This window comes from Klebsiella sp. MBT K-1, from assembly GCF_002556465.1.
GTDB lineage: Bacteria > Pseudomonadota > Gammaproteobacteria > Enterobacterales > Enterobacteriaceae > Klebsiella > Klebsiella grimontii.
In genome coordinates this window covers 205471-226269 of the sequence record NZ_PDEL01000003.1, presented here as the reverse complement: position 1 = coordinate 226269, position 20799 = coordinate 205471, and the positions used below count along the sequence as shown (strand labels likewise).

The 20799-nt window shown below is 58.1% G+C and carries 12 protein-coding genes, 1 tRNA gene and 1 pseudogene; all 14 read left to right on the top strand.

The window, feature by feature from the left end; genetic code table 11:
* Positions 1-138 precede the first annotated feature (138 nt).
* The 14 genes and pseudogenes from eptB (at position 139) to CMQ96_RS05620 (ending at position 20663) form a co-directional block, all read left to right on the top strand.
* Positions 139-1827: a kdo(2)-lipid A phosphoethanolamine 7''-transferase gene (gene eptB, locus CMQ96_RS05690; RefSeq protein WP_004137822.1), complete on the top strand. Its 1689-nt coding sequence runs from the start codon at positions 139-141 to the stop codon at positions 1825-1827.
* A gap of 89 nt (positions 1828-1916) precedes the next feature.
* Positions 1917-1993, top strand: a tRNA-Pro gene (locus CMQ96_RS05685).
* Positions 1994-2883: 890 nt separating this feature from the next.
* Positions 2884-4491 (top strand): dipeptide ABC transporter periplasmic-binding protein DppA, encoded by a 1608-nt coding sequence (gene dppA / locus CMQ96_RS05675; protein WP_024359760.1) that lies wholly within the window; start codon positions 2884-2886, stop codon positions 4489-4491.
* Between the two features lie 107 nt (positions 4492-4598).
* The gene (gene dppB / locus CMQ96_RS05670) at positions 4599-5618 is read left to right on the top strand and encodes a dipeptide ABC transporter permease DppB (protein WP_004126390.1); all 1020 of its coding nucleotides are present in this window, start codon (positions 4599-4601) and stop codon (positions 5616-5618) included.
* 9 nt (positions 5619-5627) lie between these two features.
* Positions 5628-6530, top strand: coding sequence for a dipeptide ABC transporter permease DppC (gene dppC / locus CMQ96_RS05665; protein WP_004126388.1), 903 nt, complete (start codon positions 5628-5630; stop codon positions 6528-6530).
* A gap of 10 nt (positions 6531-6540) precedes the next feature.
* Complete coding sequence (dppD, locus tag CMQ96_RS05660) at positions 6541-7524, top strand: dipeptide ABC transporter ATP-binding protein (RefSeq protein ID WP_004126385.1); 984 nt, start codon at positions 6541-6543, stop codon at positions 7522-7524.
* The gene (gene dppF, locus CMQ96_RS05655; RefSeq protein ID WP_024359761.1) at positions 7521-8534 is read left to right on the top strand and encodes a dipeptide ABC transporter ATP-binding subunit DppF; all 1014 of its coding nucleotides are present in this window, start codon (positions 7521-7523) and stop codon (positions 8532-8534) included. The genes dppD and dppF overlap by 4 nt, the downstream gene beginning before the upstream one ends.
* A gap of 711 nt (positions 8535-9245) precedes the next feature.
* Positions 9246-9803, top strand: coding sequence for a cellulose biosynthesis protein BcsO (locus CMQ96_RS05650; protein ID WP_098066198.1), 558 nt, complete (start codon positions 9246-9248; stop codon positions 9801-9803).
* A gap of 1 nt (position 9804) precedes the next feature.
* Positions 9805-10597, top strand: a pseudogene (gene bcsQ / locus CMQ96_RS05645) (cellulose biosynthesis protein BcsQ).
* A gap of 20 nt (positions 10598-10617) precedes the next feature.
* The gene (gene bcsA / locus CMQ96_RS05640) at positions 10618-12729 is read left to right on the top strand and encodes a UDP-forming cellulose synthase catalytic subunit (RefSeq protein ID WP_004132651.1); all 2112 of its coding nucleotides are present in this window, start codon (positions 10618-10620) and stop codon (positions 12727-12729) included.
* Entirely contained in the window at positions 12726-15128 is a 2403-nt protein-coding gene (bcsB, locus tag CMQ96_RS05635; RefSeq protein WP_098066195.1) for a cellulose biosynthesis cyclic di-GMP-binding regulatory protein BcsB, read from the top strand. Before bcsA ends, bcsB begins: the two co-directional genes overlap by 4 nt.
* A complete protein-coding gene (locus CMQ96_RS05630) occupies positions 15125-19177 on the top strand; it encodes a cellulose biosynthesis protein BcsC (protein WP_098066192.1) in 4053 nt (1350 codons plus the stop codon). Before bcsB ends, CMQ96_RS05630 begins: the two co-directional genes overlap by 4 nt.
* Complete coding sequence (bcsD, locus tag CMQ96_RS05625; protein ID WP_024359766.1) at positions 19177-19653, top strand: cellulose biosynthesis protein BcsD; 477 nt, start codon at positions 19177-19179, stop codon at positions 19651-19653. The genes CMQ96_RS05630 and bcsD overlap by 1 nt, the downstream gene beginning before the upstream one ends.
* 11 nt (positions 19654-19664) lie before the next feature.
* Positions 19665-20663 carry a glycosyl hydrolase family 8 gene (locus CMQ96_RS05620; protein WP_098066189.1) on the top strand — a complete coding sequence of 333 codons (999 nt, stop codon included), beginning with the start codon at positions 19665-19667 and terminating at the stop codon, positions 20661-20663.
* Positions 20664-20799 lie beyond the last annotated feature (136 nt).

Here is a 20799-nt window from a genome sequence, read left to right as displayed (position 1 = left end):
ACTTTTTCCTTCCGCTGTGGTCTACTTATCGCGCTTTGTAGAGGTTTCTTATAACCAAGCTAAACGCACTTTATTAACCTGCTTACTTATATCGCTTAAGTCGGGCGGTTTTATCTCTTCGTTTTCCAGGTTTTTTGCATGAAATACATTAAAACGATGACGCAGCTGAAGCTCAGTATCTGGCTGGCGCTGTACATCGGCTGGTTTATGAACGCTGCCGTATTCTTCCGCCGCTTTGAAGGGTACGCTCAGGAGTTTACCATCTGGAAAGGACTCTCAGGTGCAGTTGAGCTGATTGGGACCTTTCTGGTCACCTTCTTTCTGCTGCGTATTTTGTCGCTGTTTGGCCGCCGGGTCTGGCGCATCCTCGCGACCATCGTCGTACTATTCTCCGCCGCCGCCAGCTATTACATGACCTTCCTGAACGTGGTGATCGGCTACGGGATTATTGCCTCGGTGATGACCACTGACATCGACTTGTCCAGAGAAGTTATCGGCTGGCACCTGATTCTCTGGCTGGTGTTGATGAGCGCGCTGCCGCTGGTGCTTATCTGGAGCAACCGCTGCCGCTTCACGCTGCTGCGTCAAATTCGTACGCCCGGCCAGCGGATGAAGAATATTACTATCGTGCTGCTGGCTGGCCTGATGGTTTGGGGGCCAATTCGTCTGCTGGAGGTTCGCCAGAAGAACTTCGAGCGCAGTTCCGAAGTCGATCTGCCAAGCTATGGTGGGGTGGTGGCTAACTCCTACCTGCCGTCTAACTGGCTCTCAGCGCTGGGGCTTTACGCGTGGGCGCAGGTGGATGAGTCTTCCGATAATAAATCCCTGATCAATCCGGCGAAAAAATTCACCTACGTTGCGCCGCAAGGCCTGGATGATACTTACGTGGTGTTTATCATCGGCGAAACCACCCGCTGGGACCATATGGGCATCCTGGGCTATAACCGCAATACCACGCCTAAGCTGGCGCAGGAGAAAAACCTGGTCGCTTTCCGCGGATACTCCTGCGATACCGCCACTAAGCTGTCGCTGCGCTGTATGTTCGTTCGTCAGGGCGGGGCGGATGATAACCCGCAGCGGACGCTGAAAGAACAGAACGTCTTTGCCGTCCTCCACCAGCTTGGCTTTAGCGGCAACCTGTACGCCATGCAGAGCGAGATGTGGTTCTACAGCAACACGATGGCGAACAACATCGCCTATCGCGAACAGATTGGCGCTGAGCCGAGTAACCGCGGCAAGAGCGTTGACGACATGCTGCTGGTAGATGAAATGAAGCGCGGGCTGGCGAAGAATCCCAGTGGTAAGCACCTGATTATTCTGCATACCAAAGGGTCGCACTTTAACTATACCCAGCGCTATCCGCGCAGCTTTGCCCAATGGAAGCCGGAGTGCGTTGGCGTCGATAATAAATGCTCGAAGGCTGAGCTGATTAACTCGTACGACAACAGCGTGACCTACGTCGATCACTTTATCGTCAGCGTGCTGGATCAGCTGCGGGATAAGAAGGCGATTGTTTTCTATGCAGCCGACCACGGCGAGTCCATCAACGAGCGCGAACACCTGCACGGGACGCCGCGCAAGATGGCGCCGCCGGAGCAGTTCCGCGTGCCGATGCTGGTGTGGATGTCGGATAAGTATCTGGAGTCGCCTGACCACGCAGCCTCCTTTGCGCGCCTGAAACAGCAGGCGGCAATGAAGGTACCGCGTCGTCACGTCGAGCTGTATGACACCATTATGGGCTGTCTTGGCTATACCTCGCCGGACGGCGGGATTAACCAATATAACAACTGGTGCCACGTTCCTGACGCTGCGGCGAAGAAGGAGTAGCAGAGTGGCGAGTTTCTCGCCGCTTGAGCGACTTTTTCATAATAAGGCATTGACGGGTGTGTATCGCAGCAGTAAGATGCGCCCGCATTCGGTGATTGGCGCAGCCTGGTAGCGCACTTCGTTCGGGACGAAGGGGTCGGAGGTTCGAATCCTCTATCACCGACCAAATTCGAAAAGCCTGCTCAACGAGCAGGCTTTTTTGCGTCTGTCGCCGGTACAGGTGCCCAGCACCGCCTCCGGGAAATTCAACTGCTCTGCGCTCTGCTCCCGGGGGCGGCGCCTGACGCACCTTGCCCGGGCTACGGGTTCACCGCTGTCTGTGGGCCGGTCGCGCGGAGAGGTGCCCAGCACCGCCTCCGGGAAATTCAGCTGCTCTGCGCTCTGCTCCCCGGGGGCGGCGCCTGACGCGCCTTGCCCGGGCTACGGGTTCACCGCTGTCTGCGGGCCGGTCGCGCGGAGAGGTGCCCAGCACCGCCTCCGGGAAAATGCGCTCTACCTAAGAGTGTCAGAAAACTCGCCCATTACCCTTTCCTGCCGCCAATTCCCTGTTTTGTGACATCTTCCATTGTATTTTTTTATATATACTCCGATCTTTTTTCGCGAAGCTTATGGATAACTTCAGCATTTTCCGCTGTGCGTTTTAACGTTCACGCTATTTATCGCTCACATATTGGTCACATCGCAAGAAATTTTTACCATTTGGCATAATTGCTTATCACTGGCTGCCGGAAAATATTAAGGCGTTTATTCTGCGTACTGGCCGCTAGCATAAATTTCTCTGCTGGAAATAGCGCTTTGCACTTTTTTTAATCTTTGCCTGCCGATTCTCACCCCGGATGTAAAACCAGGTTGGCTGTATTGACGTTTCCCCATTCTGTTGACAGATTGTAGGGCATGAGGGGCATTTCATGGAGAATCCGTACTGCAACTCAGTCGTTTTTGCGAAAGGAATCCCCATCTCTCTCAATGCCTTCGGGCACCACCGACCGGACCGGGTAAAACATAAATAAAGGTCTGGCGGATATATGCAAACAACATCACATTTGGAGCAGAATAATGAGTATTTCCTTGAAAAAATCAGGGATGCTGAAGCTTGGTCTGAGCCTGGTTGCCATGACCGTTGCAGCAAGCGTACAAGCGAAGACCCTGGTTTATTGTTCAGAAGGTTCGCCGGAAGGCTTTAACCCGCAGCTCTTCACCTCTGGTACCACCTATGACGCCAGCTCAGTGCCGATTTATAACCGCCTGGTAGAATTCAAAACCGGCACCACGGAAGTGATTCCGGGCCTGGCTGAGAAATGGGAAGTTAGCGAAGACGGGAAAACCTATACCTTCCATCTGCGTAAAGACGTGAAGTGGCAGGATAATAAAGATTTTAAACCGACTCGCACGCTGAACGCCGATGACGTTGTCTTCTCTTTCGACAGACAAAAAAATACCAACAACCCGTACCATAAAGTGTCTGGCGGCAGCTATGAATACTTTGAAGGCATGGGGTTACCTGACCTGATTAGCGAAGTGAAGAAAGTGGACGATAATACCGTCCAGTTCGTGCTGACCCGTCCGGAATCGCCGTTCCTTGCCGATCTCGCCATGGACTTCGCCTCTATTCTGTCAAAAGAGTATGCCGACAACATGCTGAAAGCCGGTACGCCGGAGAAAGTGGACCTCAACCCAATCGGTACCGGCCCGTTCCAGCTGCTGCAGTACCAGAAAGACTCCCGTATTCTCTATAAAGCCTTCCCGGGCTACTGGGGCGCCAAGCCGAAAATCGATCGCCTGGTCTTCTCCATCACCCCTGATGCTTCCGTGCGCTACGCTAAGCTGCAGAAAAACGAATGCCAGATTATGCCGTACCCGAACCCGGCAGACATCGCGCGCATGAAGCAAGACAAGAACATCACTCTGCTGGAGCAGCCGGGCCTGAACGTGGGCTACCTCTCTTTCAATACCGAGAAGAAGCCGCTGGATGATGTCAAAGTTCGCCAGGCGCTGACCTACGCGGTAAACAAAGAAGCGATTATCAAAGCCGTTTACCAGGGCGCAGGCCAGGCCGCGAAGAACCTGATCCCGCCGACCATGTGGGGCTATAACGACGACATTAAAGATTACACTTACGATCCAGAGAAAGCGAAAGCGCTGCTGAAAGAAGCCGGTCTGGAAAAAGGCTTCACCATCGACCTGTGGGCAATGCCGGTACAGCGTCCGTATAACCCGAACGCGCGCCGTATGGCTGAGATGATTCAGGCTGACTGGGCTAAAGTTGGCGTCCAGGCCAAGATCGTCACTTACGAGTGGGGTGAATACCTGAAGCGCGCGAAAGCGGGCGAACACCAGACCGTCATGATGGGCTGGACCGGCGACAACGGGGATCCGGATAACTTCTTCGCCACCCTGTTCAGCTGCGCGGCGGCAAAAGACGGTTCTAACTACTCCCGCTGGTGCTACAAGCCGTTTGAAGATCTGATTCAGCCGGCTCGCGCCACCGATGACCACAACAAACGCATTGAGCTGTACAAACAGGCTCAGGTCGTGATGCACGATCAGGCTCCGGCGCTGATCGTCGCTCACTCCACCGTCTATGAGCCGGTGCGTAAAGAGGTCAAAGGCTACGTGGTCGATCCATTAGGTAAACACCACTTCGATAACGTCTCTATCGAATAATAACAGCGTGTTTCCCCTCTCCCCGCCTTGGGGAGAGGGAATTGACATTTGTGAGCAATACAGACGTCCTGTCACCAGGCGGGCCGTCTCCAGAGAGAATCCGGGTTATGTTGCAGTTCATTCTCCGACGTTTGGGACTTGTCATCCCGACATTTATCGGTATTACCCTTCTCACTTTCGCCTTCGTTCATATGATCCCCGGCGACCCGGTGATGATTATGGCGGGCGAACGTGGTATTTCCCCTGAACGTCACGCGCAGCTGCTGGCCGAAATGGGCCTCGATAAGCCAATGTGGCAGCAGTACGTCAACTATATTTGGGGCGTGATGCACGGTGATTTGGGCATCTCGCTGAAAAGCCGTATTCCCGTCTGGGAAGAGTTCGTGCCGCGCTTTAAGGCCACCATGGAGCTGGGCGTCTGCGCGATGATTTTTGCCATCATCGTCGGGATCCCGGTGGGTGTGCTGGCGGCGGTCAAACGCGGCTCTATCTTCGACCACACCTCCGTCGGCCTCGCGCTGACCGGCTACTCCATGCCTATCTTCTGGTGGGGCATGATGCTGATTATGCTGGTATCGGTGCAGCTCAACCTGACGCCGGTCTCCGGGCGCATCAGCGATACCGTATTCCTCGACGATACCCTGCCGCTCACCGGCTTTATGCTGATTGATACCGCGATTTGGGGCGAGCCGGGCGACTTTATCGATGCGGTGATGCATATGATCCTGCCCGCCGTGGTGCTGGGGACGATTCCCCTGGCGGTGATCGTGCGTATGACCCGTTCGTCGATGCTGGAAGTGCTGGGCGAGGATTATATCCGTACCGCGCGCGCGAAAGGCCTGACGCGGATGCGGGTGATCGTCGTTCATGCTTTACGCAACGCGATGCTGCCGGTGGTCACGGTTATCGGCCTGCAGGTCGGTACGCTGCTGGCGGGGGCTATCCTGACCGAAACCATCTTCTCCTGGCCGGGCCTTGGCCGCTGGCTGATTGATGCGCTGCAGCGCCGCGACTATCCGGTGGTGCAGGGCGGGGTGCTGCTGGTGGCGACGATGATTATTCTCGTCAACCTGCTGGTCGACCTGTTGTACGGCGTGGTGAACCCGCGTATCCGGCATAAGAAGTAAGGGGCCATCATGTCACAAGTTACTGAAAATAAAGTTGTCGCCGCACCGGTGCCAATGACCCCTTTGCAGGAGTTCTGGCACTATTTTAAACGCAACAAAGGCGCCGTCGTGGGGCTGGCCTACGTCGCGGTGATGATTATCATCGCCGTCTTCGCCAACTTCATCGCGCCCTATAACCCGGCGGATCAGTTCCGCGATGCGCTGCTGGCCCCGCCGTTCTGGCAGGAAGGCGGCAGCGTAACCCACCTGCTCGGCACCGATGACGTCGGTCGCGATATCCTGTCGCGCCTGATGTACGGCGCGCGCCTGTCGCTGCTGGTTGGCTGTCTGGTGGTGGTGCTGTCGCTGATCCTCGGCGTGGTGCTCGGCCTGATTGCTGGCTATTTTGGCGGCGTGGTTGACTCGGTCATTATGCGCGTTGTCGATATTATGCTGGCCCTGCCGAGCCTGCTGCTGGCGCTGGTGCTGGTGGCCATCTTCGGCCCATCCATCGTCAACGCCTCGCTGGCGCTAACCTTTGTCGCCCTGCCGCACTACGTGCGTCTGACCCGCGCCGCGGTGCTGGTGGAAGTCAACCGCGACTACGTGACCGCTTCTCGGGTGGCGGGCGCGGGGGCGATGCGTCAGATGTTCATCAACATTCTTCCCAACTGCCTTGCGCCGCTGATTGTTCAGGCGTCGCTGGGCTTCTCTAACGCCATTCTCGATATGGCCGCTCTTGGCTTCCTTGGCATGGGTGCGCAGCCGCCGACACCGGAGTGGGGCACGATGCTCTCCGACGTGTTGCAGTTCGCGCAGAGCGCCTGGTGGGTCGTCACCTTTCCGGGTGTCGCTATCCTGCTGACGGTGCTGGCATTTAACCTGATGGGTGACGGTCTGCGTGACGCGCTCGATCCCAAACTGAAGCAGTAAGAGGTTCGAGATGGCGTTATTAAATGTAGATAAACTCTCGGTGCACTTCGGCGACGAAGGGACGCCGTTCCGCGCCGTAGACCGCGTAAGCTACAGCGTAAACCAGGGCGAAGTGGTCGGTATCGTCGGCGAGTCCGGCTCGGGCAAATCGGTCAGTTCGCTGGCGATTATGGGGCTGATTGACTATCCCGGCCGGGTGATGGCGGAAAAGCTGGAGTTTAACGGTCGCGACCTGAAGCGCATTTCCGAAAAAGAGCGTCGCCAGCTGGTGGGCGCGGAAGTGGCGATGATCTTCCAGGACCCGATGACCAGTCTGAATCCGTGCTATACCGTCGGCTACCAGATTATGGAAGCCATCAAGGTCCATCAGGGCGGTAATAAGAAAACGCGTATTCAGCGGGCGATTGACCTGCTGACGCTGGTGGGGATCCCCGACCCGGCTTCACGTCTCGATGTCTATCCGCACCAGCTTTCCGGCGGCATGAGCCAGCGCGTGATGATCGCGATGGCGATTGCCTGTCGGCCAAAGCTGCTCATTGCCGATGAACCCACGACGGCGCTGGATGTCACCATTCAGGCGCAGATCATCGAGCTGCTTCTGGAGCTGCAGCAGAAAGAGAATATGGCGCTGATCCTGATTACCCACGATCTGGCGCTGGTGGCCGAAGCGGCGCACAAAATCATCGTCATGTACGCCGGCCAGGTAGTGGAAACCGGCGATGCGAAGGATATCTTCCGCGCCCCGCGCCACCCCTATACGCAGGCGCTGCTGCGCGCGCTGCCGGAGTTCGCTCAGGATAAAGCTCGCCTCGCCTCGCTGCCGGGCGTGGTGCCGGGTAAATATGACCGTCCGAGCGGCTGCCTGCTCAACCCGCGCTGCCCGTATGCAACGGACAAATGCCGCAGTGAAGAACCTGAACTGAACCTGCTTAACGGCGGTCGTCAGTCAAAATGTCATTACCCACTTGATGATGCCGGGAGGCCAGGGCTATGAGTACGCATGAGGCCACCACGCAACAGCCTCTGTTGCTGGCCACCGATCTGAAGAAATACTATCCGGTGAAGAAGGGGCTATTTGCGCCGGAACGCCTGGTCAAAGCGCTGGACGGCGTCTCGTTTACCCTTGAACGCGGTAAAACGCTGGCAGTTGTCGGGGAGTCCGGCTGCGGTAAATCGACGCTCGGCCGTCTGCTGACGATGATTGAAATTCCTACCGGCGGCGAGCTCTATTATCAGGGACAGGATCTGCTTAAGCACGATCCGCAGGCGCAGAAGCTGCGCCGGCAGAAAATCCAGATTGTGTTCCAGAACCCCTACGGTTCGCTGAACCCGCGTAAAAAGGTGGGGCAGATTCTGGAAGAGCCGCTGCAGATCAACACCAGCTTAAGTAAGGAGCAGCGCCGGGAGAAAGCGCTGGCGATGATGGCCAAAGTGGGCCTGAAAACGGAACACTACGACCGCTATCCGCATATGTTCTCCGGCGGCCAGCGTCAGCGTATCGCCATCGCCCGCGGTCTGATGCTTGACCCGGACGTGGTGATCGCCGACGAACCGGTCTCCGCGCTGGACGTTTCGGTGCGCGCGCAGGTGCTGAACCTGATGATGGATCTGCAGCAGGATCTGGGGCTTTCTTACGTCTTTATCTCCCACGATCTGTCGGTCGTGGAGCACATCGCGGATGAGGTGATGGTGATGTACTTAGGCCGCTGTGTGGAAAAAGGGTCGAAGGATCAAATCTTCAACAACCCGCAGCATCCGTACACTCAGGCGCTGCTGTCGGCTACGCCGCGCCTGAACCCGGATGACCGCCGCGAGCGCATCAAGCTGACCGGCGAGCTGCCGAGCCCCCTGAATCCGCCGCCGGGCTGCGCGTTTAACGCCCGCTGTCGTCGCCGTTTTGGCCCATGCACCCAGCTTCAGCCGCAGCTGAAGGATTACGGCGGCCAGCTGGTGGCCTGTTTTGCCGTCGATGAAGATCAAAACGGCGAGAAGCCGCTGAGCTGATTGAGACCGCTGATAACCAAAGCCGAAGCCTGCGCATCGGCTTTTTTTTAGCCATTATTCAGCGCCGATGGAACAATCTACAACGAACAATGACGCTGCCGTACGCCAGAGGAAATGTTATCGCTGAAATTTAAGCTAACTCCATGAATATATTTTATTTTATCATCATTATTACTTTTCTGGTTGCGCATAAGCGGCAAGAGTGTTTCACAAAACTGTTCTTTGTTGTTCGGTCAACGCTTTATATTCCTGGTTTTTAGATAACATCCTGAGCTATTTATTTTACGGCGGAACATTATTTATTATTTTAATTAAGCGCGGGGAGTGATTTCTAAACGCCTTAAAAAATATTAAAATGTATTCTCTTTAGCCGTCGGCTGGCGTGTATTACGCCGTTTTTTAAAATTAAGGCAGTATAAAAAACTACTCTCTGCGAATAGCCTGGCAGGCTGCGGGGGGAATGACGGCGTCGCCGCCCAAAAAATGGGGCTATCATTTTGAAAAAGAGCTGTTAGTGTAGCCGCACTATCCCTATGGAATTACACCAACCTGACTTATCCAAATAATCAAATCGCGACTAAAGTTAGCGTATTGTGACGGTCGTAACGCCGGGTAAATGCCCAAAAAACAACAAATTAAACTATGCTTTAGCGGCGTAGAATGACAATTAAAACAGATTAAATATGATGTATTTAAATCATGAGGTTATCTATGAACCATTATGATGATTTGCAGCGCTTCAAGGAAAAGACGCGGACACACAGTCTAAAATTCAAGGACCTCTCATCAGAAGCCGCCGCCGGTGAAAAAGGGGATTGGGTTATTCTCAATCAACTTATTCCCGCAGAGGAAGAGTCTTCTTTGGCAATGGGGGGATCGGTCTCCCTACCTGTGCCGCAGCGGGTTCCTGCCGATATGTTTCATCAGGTGGAGCGCGCTGTCGTTCAAACCGTCCCTGCGCCATCTGCGCCGGCGCCAGCGTTGAGTATCCCGCCTTCCGCGCCGCAGCCTGTTCCCGTGACGGACAGGATGGCCGTAGTGCCCGCGGCGCCGGAAAGCGCGCCCGCGGCTGAACCCGCTTCCCTGGCGACGGTTTCTCGACCTGCTGCTCAGCCGATACCTGTCCCTCCGGCCAGGCCTCGTCCGGCGATAGCGCCGACGGCGGAAGGGTTTGCCCATCTCTTTGCGACAAAAACCGCAGAGCCGGTAGCAAAAGATAAAGATCAGTCACTGAAATCACTCCTGGAGAGGATCGCGACATGCCGTTGATCTGCGTGTGTTCACCGAAAGGCGGCGTAGGAAAGACGACCCTGGCGGCAAATCTGGCCTGGGCGCTGGCCCGCGCTGGCAGCAAAGTTCTGGCCCTCGATTTTGATGTGCAGAACGCCCTGCGCCTGCATTTTGGCGTCCCGCTTAGCGATGAGCGCGGCTATGTCGCGAAAGCGCTGGAGCTCCATGACTGGAGCCAGTGCGTATTAAGCGCCGGCAGCAATATTTTCGTCTTGCCCTACGGCGACGTGAGTGAAGCCCAGCGGCAGTCCTTTGATGAACGTTTGACCCACGACGAGCATTTCCTGACGCGCGGCCTGGCGGCATTACTCAACTATCCGGGGCTGATTACCATCGCCGACCTGCCGCCGGGCCCTTCGCCCGCGCTGAAGGCGCTCACTTCGCTTGCCGACCTGCATCTGGTACCGCTGCTGGCGGATACCGCTTCAATGTCCGTGCTGTCGCACGTCGACAATCAGCGGTTGACCGGGGGTGAGCTCAACCATAAACACGGACACTATTTTGTGATTAACCAGAGCGATAACCGTCGCCAGGTGAGTCGCGATGTCACGGCGTTGATGGAAGAAAAGCTGGGCGATCGTCTGCTGGGCATCATCCATCGTGATGAAAGCGTGGTGGAAGCGAATGCTTCCCAGAAGTCGATCCTTGACTTTAATTCATCCTCCGCAGCCGCCTTTGATATTGAAATTATTGCCAAAAAAATTTCTGCGCTGTTGGGTATCAATATTGGTGACGGCAAGGTGCATAGCCAGCCTCGCAGGTCAGGGCTTTAATTTAATTGCAGGGCTGCTGAATGAAAAAGACGCTTTTCTGGTTGCTGGTACTGGTGCTTTCGCCGATTGCCGTGCTGGTGGTGATCACCCCGATGGACAGCCAAAAGCAGTATATTTTTGGCCTGCTGAGCATCGGTATTCTTTTCCTGATGGGATTCAGTAAAAATCGCAGCGTTTCCGTCATCATGGTGGTGACATCGCTGCTGATGTCGACCCGTTATATGTATTTCCGTCTGACGCAGACCCTGCATTTTAACTCCACCATCGAAGCGATTCTGGGGATGGGGCTGTTTCTGGCGGAAGTCTATATCTGGGTGATGCTGCTGCTTAACTACCTGCAAACGGTCTGGCCGCTAAAGCGTGAAATCGTCCCGCTGCCGGATGATATGAGCAAGTGGCCGACGGTCGATATCTATATTCCCAGCTATAACGAACCGCTTGAAGTGGTGCGTGATACCGTGCTCGCTGCGCAATGCATTGATTACCCAAAAGATAAATTAAAAATCTATTTACTGGATGACGGGAAGCGCAATGAATTTGCGGTCTTCGCCGCCGACGTTGGGGTTGGGTATATCACCCGTAACGACAACAAACACGCCAAGGCGGGCAACCTCAACCACGCGATGACGCTGACCCACGGCGAGCTTATCTGCGTGTTTGACTGCGACCACGTGGCAACCCGCGTCTTCCTGCAGGCGACGGTGGGCGGATTCCTCAACGACCCGATGCTGGCGCTGGTGCAGACGCCGCATTATTTCTACTCGCCGGATCCCTTTGAGCGCAACCTCTCCGTTGGCCGCAATATTCCTAACGAAGGGATGCTGTTTTATGGCCCGATTCAGCAGGGGAACGACAACTGGAACGCGACCTTCTTCTGCGGCTCCTGCGCCGTCATTCGCCGCGCCGCGCTGGAGCAGATCGGCGGCTTTGCGGTTGAGACCGTGACCGAAGATGCCCATACCGCGCTGAAGTTCCAGCGTCTGGGCTGGAAGTCGGCATTCCTCGATATCCCTCTGGCGGCGGGTTTAGCTACCGAACGCCTGGTGGTGCACGTGATTCAGCGTACCCGCTGGGCGCGCGGGATGACGCAAATTTTCCGTCTGGATAACCCGCTGCTGGGCCGCGGGCTGACCTTTCAGCAGCGCCTGTGCTACCTCAGCGCCATGCTGTACTACCAGTTCGCCCTGCCGCGCGTGGTCTTTGTCACCGCGCCGCTGGCCTACCTGCTATTTAACCTCAATATTATCTACTCCTCGGCCAGCCTGATCGTCTCTTACGCGCTGCCGCATCTGTTCCTCGCGATCTATGTCGGCTCGCGCATGAACGGTCGCTATCGCTACAGCTTCTGGGGGGAAATCTACGATATCGTGCTGGCGTTCCACCTGGTGCTGCCGACGCTGGTGACGATGATTTTCCCCAAACGCGGGAAATTCAACGTGACCGATAAAGGCGGCCTGCTGGACGTGGGCTACTTCGACTTTACCGTCGTCAGGCCGCACCTGGTCGTTGCCTGTCTGCTGGGCCTGGGCGTGATATTCGGTATTGTCCGCGCCATCGGCCATGACTACTTTGGCTCAGACCCGAACGTTATCGCGCTGAACGTCGGTTGGGGGATTTACAGCCTGATCTTCCTGCTGGCCGCGATTGCGGTGGCGCGCGAAACCCGTCAGGTGCGAAAAACGATTCGTATTGACGTCGATATCCCGGTGCTTATCCACTACGCCAGCGGCATTGTCTCCCGCAGCCACACCGCGGACCTGTCAATGGGCGGCTGTCGCGTTAGCGCGCCGGATAACCGTCACCTGCAGGATGAAATTGAAGAGATTGAGCTGATCCTCCAGTCCGGGGCGATCTCGATTCCGGTACGCCAGATCACCGCCGACGAGCGCTTTATCCGCCTGCAATTTGATGAAAATATTCAGCTTTCCCGCCGCCGCGAACTGGTGCGCGTGGTGCTGGCTCGCGCCGATGCGTGGATTAACCCGCCGCGTCCGCAGGATAACCCGTTCCGCTCTTTTGCCACCATTTTGCGCTGCGTGTTTGAACTGTTCTGGCTGACGTGGAAAACGCGCCGCAGCCAGCGTCGCCAGCCGCCTGCGGCCAATCCCGCGCAGGAGGATGGTAGCTTATGAAACGCTTAACGACGCTTGCGCTGCTGGCCGGGATGCTCTCTGCGCCGACGCTGCATAGCGAGGAAACGCCCGCTGACGCATTGCCGCAGCTTAACTTTCCGCTATCCGGGGCGGAAGCCGACGGCGCATCGGCGGCCGAGGCGAATTCGCCCGCCGCGACGGAGCCCGCGCCGGCAAACGTCGATCAGCCAGCTTCGCTACCCGCGATGCCGCCGCCGGTCGCAGCCGGCATTCCTGATACGGTACCGCTAACGCCGATTGTCGGCGGTAATCTGAACCTGACGCAGATGGGTATGCCGGACGGCATCATCCTTAGCGGCGGACAAAACCAGGGCGGCGCCAGCTTTACGCTGCCCTCCGATCAGGTGGTGACCCACGCCCAGCTGATGCTGGAGGTTAAGGTCTCGCCGGAGATGGCGGCCCGCAACGCCACGCTGCAGTTAATGCTCAACGGCCAGCCGCTCGGCACGCTGCCGCTGGGCGCGGACGGCGAGGAGATCTCGCACTATCAGCTGGATATTCCGGCGGCGCTGATGGTCTCCAGCAACAACCTGAGCTTTAAGATTAACGACGGCGATGCGATGCAGTGCCGGCTCGATATTCACGACACCTCGCGGGTGACTATTTTGCCCGCCTCGCACTTTAGCTGGGAGAGCCAGCAGCTCAATATCAGCAACGATTTAAGCCACTTCCCGCGGCCATTTTTCGACAGTATGCAGATGACGCCGGCGGATATCGCTATCGCTTATCCGGAGAAATCGACGGCGGACATCTTTAGCGCTGCGGCGCTGGTGTCGTCGTGGCTGGGTATTCAGGCCGATTATCGCGGTATCGCCTTTGACGCGCTGCGCGATCGCCTGCCCGAGAAGCACGGCATTATCATCGGCCACCCCGGCGATCGGGTGGGCGGCCTGACGCTGCCGCAAACCGACAAGCCGCTGCTGCGGATCGTTGAGAATCCCGGCAACCCGGCCTATAAGCTGCTGCTGATCGTCGGGCAGAATGACGCCGCGCTGCGGATGGCCGCCTGGCGCCTGACCCGCGGTGATTTCGCCCTGCAGACGGCCAGTATGGAGGTTGATCCGCAGTCGATTCCCGTCGGCAAGCCGTACGACGCCCCGCGCTGGATCGCCACCGATCGGCCGGTAAAAATCAGCGAGCTGATCCGCCAGGATCAAAGTATGACCGTCAGCGGCGTGTGGCATGAGCCGCTGCGCGTCGCCTTCCGCGCCGCGCCGGATCTCTATCTGTGGGATGGCGAAACCATTCCGTTGCAGATTGGCTATCGTTTCCCGTCGGAGAGCTGGATTAACGAGGACAAGTCGCTGCTTAGCGTGACGCTCAACAACACCTTCCTCAACAACCTGCCGATGAACAAACAGGGGCCGCTGGAGAAGCTCTGGCGTCACCTGGGCGGCGATGCGCGTCAGGAGCGTTTTACGATCCCGCTGGCGCCGTATCTGATTTACGGCGATAACCAGCTGTCGCTCTATTTTAATCTGGTGCCGAAGGATAGCGCTCCCTGTTCAGTGCTGCTGAACAGCACGATCAAGAGCCGCATTACCGACGACTCGTGGATCGATTTGAGCGGCACGCGGCACTTCTCGCTGTTGCCGAATCTCTCCTACTTTGTCGGCGCGTCGTTCCCGTTCTCCCGGCTAGCGGATTACTCGCAAACCACGCTGCTGCTGCCGGAGCGGCCTTCGGAAACCCAGGTCGCGATGATGCTGAATCTGGCCGCCCGCTCGGGGAACTCGACCGGCAAAGCGCTGGCCAATAACCGCGTGATGCTGGGCGTTCCTGACGACGCCGCCAATTCGCCTTTCCTGCGCGATCGCGATGTGCTGGCGGTGAGCGCGCTTGACCAAAAAGCGTTTAACCAGCGCCTGCTGGCCGACTCTCCCTATAATCCGGTCGAAAACATACTGAGCGTGCGTGAACCGGCGCTATGGGCGAAAATTCAGCGCCGGCTGAGCGGCGACTGGGCCTCCGACGGCGTGGATGCCGATCGCTATTTCTCCTCCAGCAGCGCCTGGCGAGGGTTTATCAGCTATCGCTCGCCGTGGAATCCGCAGCGAGTGGTGGTGGTGGCGATGGCCAGCAGCGACGATCAGCTGGCGAAACTCGAAGACGACCTTAATTCACCGCGCATCAATGCCGGTATTCGCGGCGATACGGCGGTGATTACCAGCGATAACGGCGTGCGTAGTTTCCAGGTCAGTACGCCGTTCCCCAGCGGCCAGATGCCGTGGTACATGATGGCGGTGTGGTACGCCAACCAGCACTCCGGACTGCTGGCGGTGCTGGGGTTAATCGCCACATCGATTCTGGGACTGGCGCTGACCGCCATGTTTAAACGTCATGCCCGTAAGCGCCTGGAGTCGGGAGAGAGCCAATGAAAAGAGTCAGCAGAATGAATAATAAGGCGGCCCGTCAATTTTCCACGCTGTGCCTGTCCGGCGCGCTGACGCTGGGCGCGTTTGGCGAGGCGCAGGCGGCGGGTAACGATGCGGCGCTACAGGCGCTGTTTGCCCAGGCCAACTACTGGCATGAAAAATCCCACGATGAGCTGGCGATGGAATCGCTGCAAAAAGTGTTATCGGTGGATGCCAATAACGCTCAGGCGCTGTACCTGATGGCGCTGTGGGCGCAGCAGGGGGGCAACCTGCAGGCCGCGGCCCAGTGGCGGGCGCGGCTGGAGAAAGCGGCGCCCAACAGTCCCGGCTTGCAGGATCTGGATAGCGCCAAAAAAATGGCCCAGGTCCCCCAGGGACAGCTAAACCTGGCAAGACAGCAGGCGCGCAGCGGCAACGTGCCCGCCGCGCTGGCGACCTGGCGGAGTATGTTTAACGGTAACGTTCCGCCTTCCGGTCTGGCGGCGGAATACTACATGACGATGGCCAGCGACAAGTCGCTCTATTCGCAGGCGGTGAGCGAACTGCGTCAGTACGTCGCTCAGCATCCGCAAGAGAACGGGCCGCGCGTAGCCCTGGGTAAGGCGCTGACCTGGCGCGAAGAGACCCGGCGGGAAGGGATCGCTATGCTGGAGCCGATGGCCAGCGGCAGCAAAGAGGCCGATGCCGGGCTGCGCCAGGCGCTGCTGTGGATGGGGCCGCAGCCGGGGGATGAACCGTTTTACGATACCTGGATGCAGCGCCACCCGCAGGATAGCGAAGTGCAAAACTACTTCCGTGAACGGCGCAGCGGCCAGGCGCGCGGTCAGGGCTACTCTGACCTGAACAGCGGCAATACCGCCGCGGCGAAGCAGCAGTTTGAACAGGTCCTGCAAACCAATCCGCAGGACGCTGACGCGCTTGCCGGGATGGGCTATATCGCCCAGCGCAGCGGCGATTTTCAGGCGGCCTCTCAATATTTGAGCCGGGCGGCGGATCTCGGCGGCGAGAGTTCTGAAACCCGGCGCCAGCAGGCGGCCGATGCGCTGTTTTACGGCCAGCTCGCGCAGGCGCAGCAGGCCTGGAAGCAAGGCAATATTAGCCAAGCGCTGGCGCTCTCCGCGCCGCTGGCGCAGCAGAGCGGAGCCCAGGGCTCGGCGGCGAAACTGTTCCGCGCCGACGTTCTGCGGCACAACAAAGATCTGCCCCAGGCCGAACAAACGCTGCGGGCGCTGCTTAACGACCAGCCGCAAAATGGCCCCGCCCGGGAGAATCTCTATTACGTTTTGCGTGAACAGAATAAAACCGCGGAAGCCCAGGCGATGCTGCGAACGCTGCCGGAAAGCCTGCAGCAAAAACTGCAGCCGCGCGTGGTCACCGGGACGCCCGGAGACTCGCTGCGTCGGCAGGCGCAGGAGCAGGCCAGCGGCGGAAACGTGACCGGGGCAATCGCCACGCTGCGCCAGGGCGTTTCTCGTTATCCGGACGATGCGTGGATGCGCCTCGATCTGGCCCGACTGCTGCAAAAGTCCGGTAACGACGGCGAGGCGAACGCGATCATGGGCGCCGCGTATCGTCCCGGCGCCAGCAGTAACTCCTTATACGCCGCGGCCCTTTTCGCCAGCGAGAACGGCGGCTGGCAGCAGGCGCAAACGCTGCTGGCGAGAATTCCTCCCGCCAGCCAGACCAGCCAGATGCGCGATTTACATCAGCGGGTGAACTACAACCTGCAGCTGGCGACGGCGCAGGGCTATCTGGCGCAGGGGAATACCGTCGCGGCTTCCAATACGCTAAGGGCGATGGCCGCGACGCCGCCAAAAGCCCCGGCGGATGTGGGTAAACTGGCGCGCCTGCTGGCCCAGAGCGGCGATGTGACCACCGCGGTATCGCTGGTGCGCAACAGTATTAACGGCGGTATCTCGGGCAATGCCGGGGATTACGCAGACCAGGTGACGGTGCTTAACCAGGCAGGCCTGACTAACGAAGCGCAGAGGCTGCTCACCAACCCGCAGCTGCAGGCGAGCAGTACGCCGACGCAGCTGGCCAGTATCCGCAACGGCTATGTGATTAACGAAGCGGACCACCTGCGCGAGCAGGGCAACTACGCGGCGGCGTATGACAAGCTGATGGGCGCGATGCAAAGCGACCCGCAAAATACCGACCTGATGTTCGCCATGGCGCGTCTCTATCAGAGCGGCAAAATGAATAAAGAGGCCGGGGTCGTCTATGACTACCTGATGACCCGCGATACGCCGACCCAGGACGCGCGCAGCGGAGCTATTGATGTCGCGCTGTCGGCGGGCGATAACGACCGGGCGGCGCAGCTGGCAGGCGGGCTGCGGCCGGATAATTCGCCGGACCGTTTGCTGCTGCTGGCGCGCGTTGCCGAATCGCAGGGGCATCATCAGCAGGCGATGACCTATCTGCGCAGCGCTCGCGGAAGGCTGCTGGGGTTACAGAGCAGCAATGGCACGCAAACGCCGACCGTGGGCGGCGTGCTGGCGGCGGATAATCCGTTTGTCGGCGTCTCGCGTACGCCGGCGGCGACGCGTACCGCTTCCACCTACGGGCAATATATGCCGTGGCAGGTTTCTCAGGTATCGACGGGCGATGGCAGCACGCTGCCGGGGATCCAGCGCACCGATCTGCCGGTCGAAACCGCCCAGACCCGAATGCTGCGCCAGGTGGACACCATGATGGAGACCTTACAGGAAAAAACCGGCACCTGGCTGCAGGGGGGTATGGAGGTTCGCGGCCGCGATGGCGAATCCGGCACCAGCAAGCTGACCGAAATTAAAACCCCCCTGACCTGGTCCTCCTCGCCGTTCGGTGATTCGCGTTTCGACTTTACCGTGACGCCAATTACGTTGAACGCAGGGACGGCAACCGGCGACGCCTGGCGGCGCTATGGCGCGAATCCGCTATCAAACGCGGTCTCCAATATGATCTCCACCGCCACCAGCGAGCAGGCGGCAATTGCGGCGATGACCCCTACCGAGCGCACGACGTACTTTGCCAACAATCCGGGGGCGGAGACATTGAGCGGTCTCGGCACGCTGAATGCTTCAGACTTTAACGCCACCACCAGCAGCGGCATGGAGAATCTGGCGAAGCTGGGAAAATATGAACCCGGGCAGGTCGCCAGCTATCTGGCTTCTTCAAATCTGAAACCTAACGTTGATCAGGCCAGCGGCTCAACCGATTCGCAGAAAGCCAACGGCGTGGAGCTGGCGCTGGCGCTGAGCGGCGACGATTATCGCGTCGATATCGGCAGCACGCCGCTGGGTCAGGATCTGAATACCGTGGTGGGCGGCGTGAAGTGGTCGCCGAAGCTGACCAACTACCTGTCGCTGATTTTTATCGGCGAGCGTCGTTCGCTGACCGATAGCCTGCTCTCCTGGGTGGGGCTGAAGGATTCCTACTCCGGCAAGACCTGGGGACAGGTGACTAAAAACGGCGGTACCCTGCAGCTAAGCTATGACGACGGCGACGCCGGTTTCTACGTCGGCGGCGGGGGCTATAGCTACCTGGGACAAAACGTCGCCAGCAACACCAGCATTAACGCCAACGCCGGGGTTTATCTGCGGCCATACCACGATGAGTATCGTCAGCTGCAGACCGGGTTGAGTATGAGCTACATGGATTACTCGAAAAACCTCAGCTACTTCACCTACGGGCAAGGGGGTTACTTCAGCCCGCAGAACTACGTTAGCGTGTCGCTGCCGGTCAGCCTGACGGAGAAATATGATAACTGGACGATGAAGCTTGGCGGTTCGGTGGGGTATCAATCGTACAGTCAGGATAAGAGCGCCTATTTCCCGACCAACGCCGAGTGGCAGCAGACGCTCGAGACCGCTGTGAGCAACGGTTTTGCCAAAGAGGCGTACTATTCAGCCACGTCGAAGAGCGGCATCGGCTATACGCTGCGCGCCGGTGCGGATTACAAAGTGAATAAACAGATGACGCTCGGCGGCCAGGTGGGCTATGACACCTTTGGCGATTATAACGAGAGCACCGCCGGCCTTTATATCCGCTACATGCTGGGAGATCGCTGATCATGACGGACAATAATAATGCGCTGGTGACGGCCTGGTTTCAGCAGCAGCAAACGCCTGCCGGGTGGTTCGATCTGCTGTTGATTATGGTTGATGGCATGGTCAACAACGCGGGCGAACTGGAGAGTCAGCCCTTTCTGCGGCAAATGGGCGAGGCGCTGGCCGATGAGCATCCGCTGCCGGAGTCGGAGACGATCGGTGAGCTGGAAGCCCATATTAATGCGCAGCTCAGCCGCTTTCAGTGGGGACTGGTGAGCGTTGAGGTGAGCGATGATGGCCTGCGGTTACGCCATCAGGCGCTGCCGGTGAGCCGCGATGAAGCGCGCCGCGTACGCTGGTGTAATGCGTTTTGTGCCATACTCGAGGGGCTTTATTCCCGCTGGCTACAGGGACAGGGCGGCGCGGCGCATGTGGTTTTACAGCGCGAGCGGCTGTTTTCGGTCTCTGACGTTCAGTTTCTTTACTTCCATCCCTGAAGGGTGAATTTATGTCCTTGCGTGCTTTAGCGACAGTCGTGGTGACGACGATGATGATGCTTCCCCACGCGTGGGCCGATACGGCGTGGGAAAGCTATAAATCGCGTTTTATGATGCCGGACGGGCGCATTATTGATACCGGCAATGGCAACGTCTCTCATACCGAAGGGCAAGGTTTTGCCATGCTATTAGCGGTGGCCAATAACGATCGCCCCGCCTTTGACAAGCTATGGCAGTGGACCGATAAAACGCTGCGTAACAAAGAAAACGGGCTATTTTACTGGCGCTATAATCCGGTGGCGTCTAATCCGGTGGCGGATAAAAACGATGCCACCGATGGCGATACCCTGATTGCCTGGGCGCTGCTGCGCGCGCAGCAGCAGTGGCATGAAAAATCCTACGGCAGCGCGTCGGATGCGATAACCGCTTCGCTACTGAAGTCCACGGTGGTCACCTTCGCCGGCCGTCAGGTCATGCTTCCGGGCGCGAAGGGATTCTATCTCAACGATCATCTGAACCTTAATCCCTCCTACTTTATCTTTCCGGCATGGCAGGCCTTCGCCGCGCGGACGCATTTAACCGCCTGGCGAAAGCTGCAAAGCGATGGTCAGGCGCTGCTGGGGAAAATGGCGTGGGGGACATCTCAGCTTCCCAGCGACTGGGTCGCCTTAAGAGCGGACGGCAGGATGGAGCCGGCAAAAGAGTGGCCGACGCGGATGAGCTTCGATGCGATCCGTATTCCGCTGTATGTTTACTGGAACGACCCGAAAAGCAGCCTGCTGACGCCATGGAAAAACTGGTTCCAGCGCTATCCGCGTCTGCAAACGCCGGCGTGGATCAACGTCAATACCGATGAAGTGGCGCCGTGGTTTATGACCGGCGGGCTACTGGCGGTACGCGATTTAACCCTTGGCGAAGCGCAGGCCGAGCCGCAGATTAGTGCCCAGGACGACTATTATTCCGCCAGCCTGAAGCTGCTGGTATGGCTGGCAAATAAAGACCAGTCGTAAACTGTGGAAGGCGCCTCGAATAACGCGCCAGGGCCGGGTGCTGAAATCGGAAGAGCGCCGTAGAATCATCGGCAAGCCGGGTTCGCCCGGTGAGGCGCAATGTTGCGGGGGCTTGAACCCCGGCGGCATAGAGAGA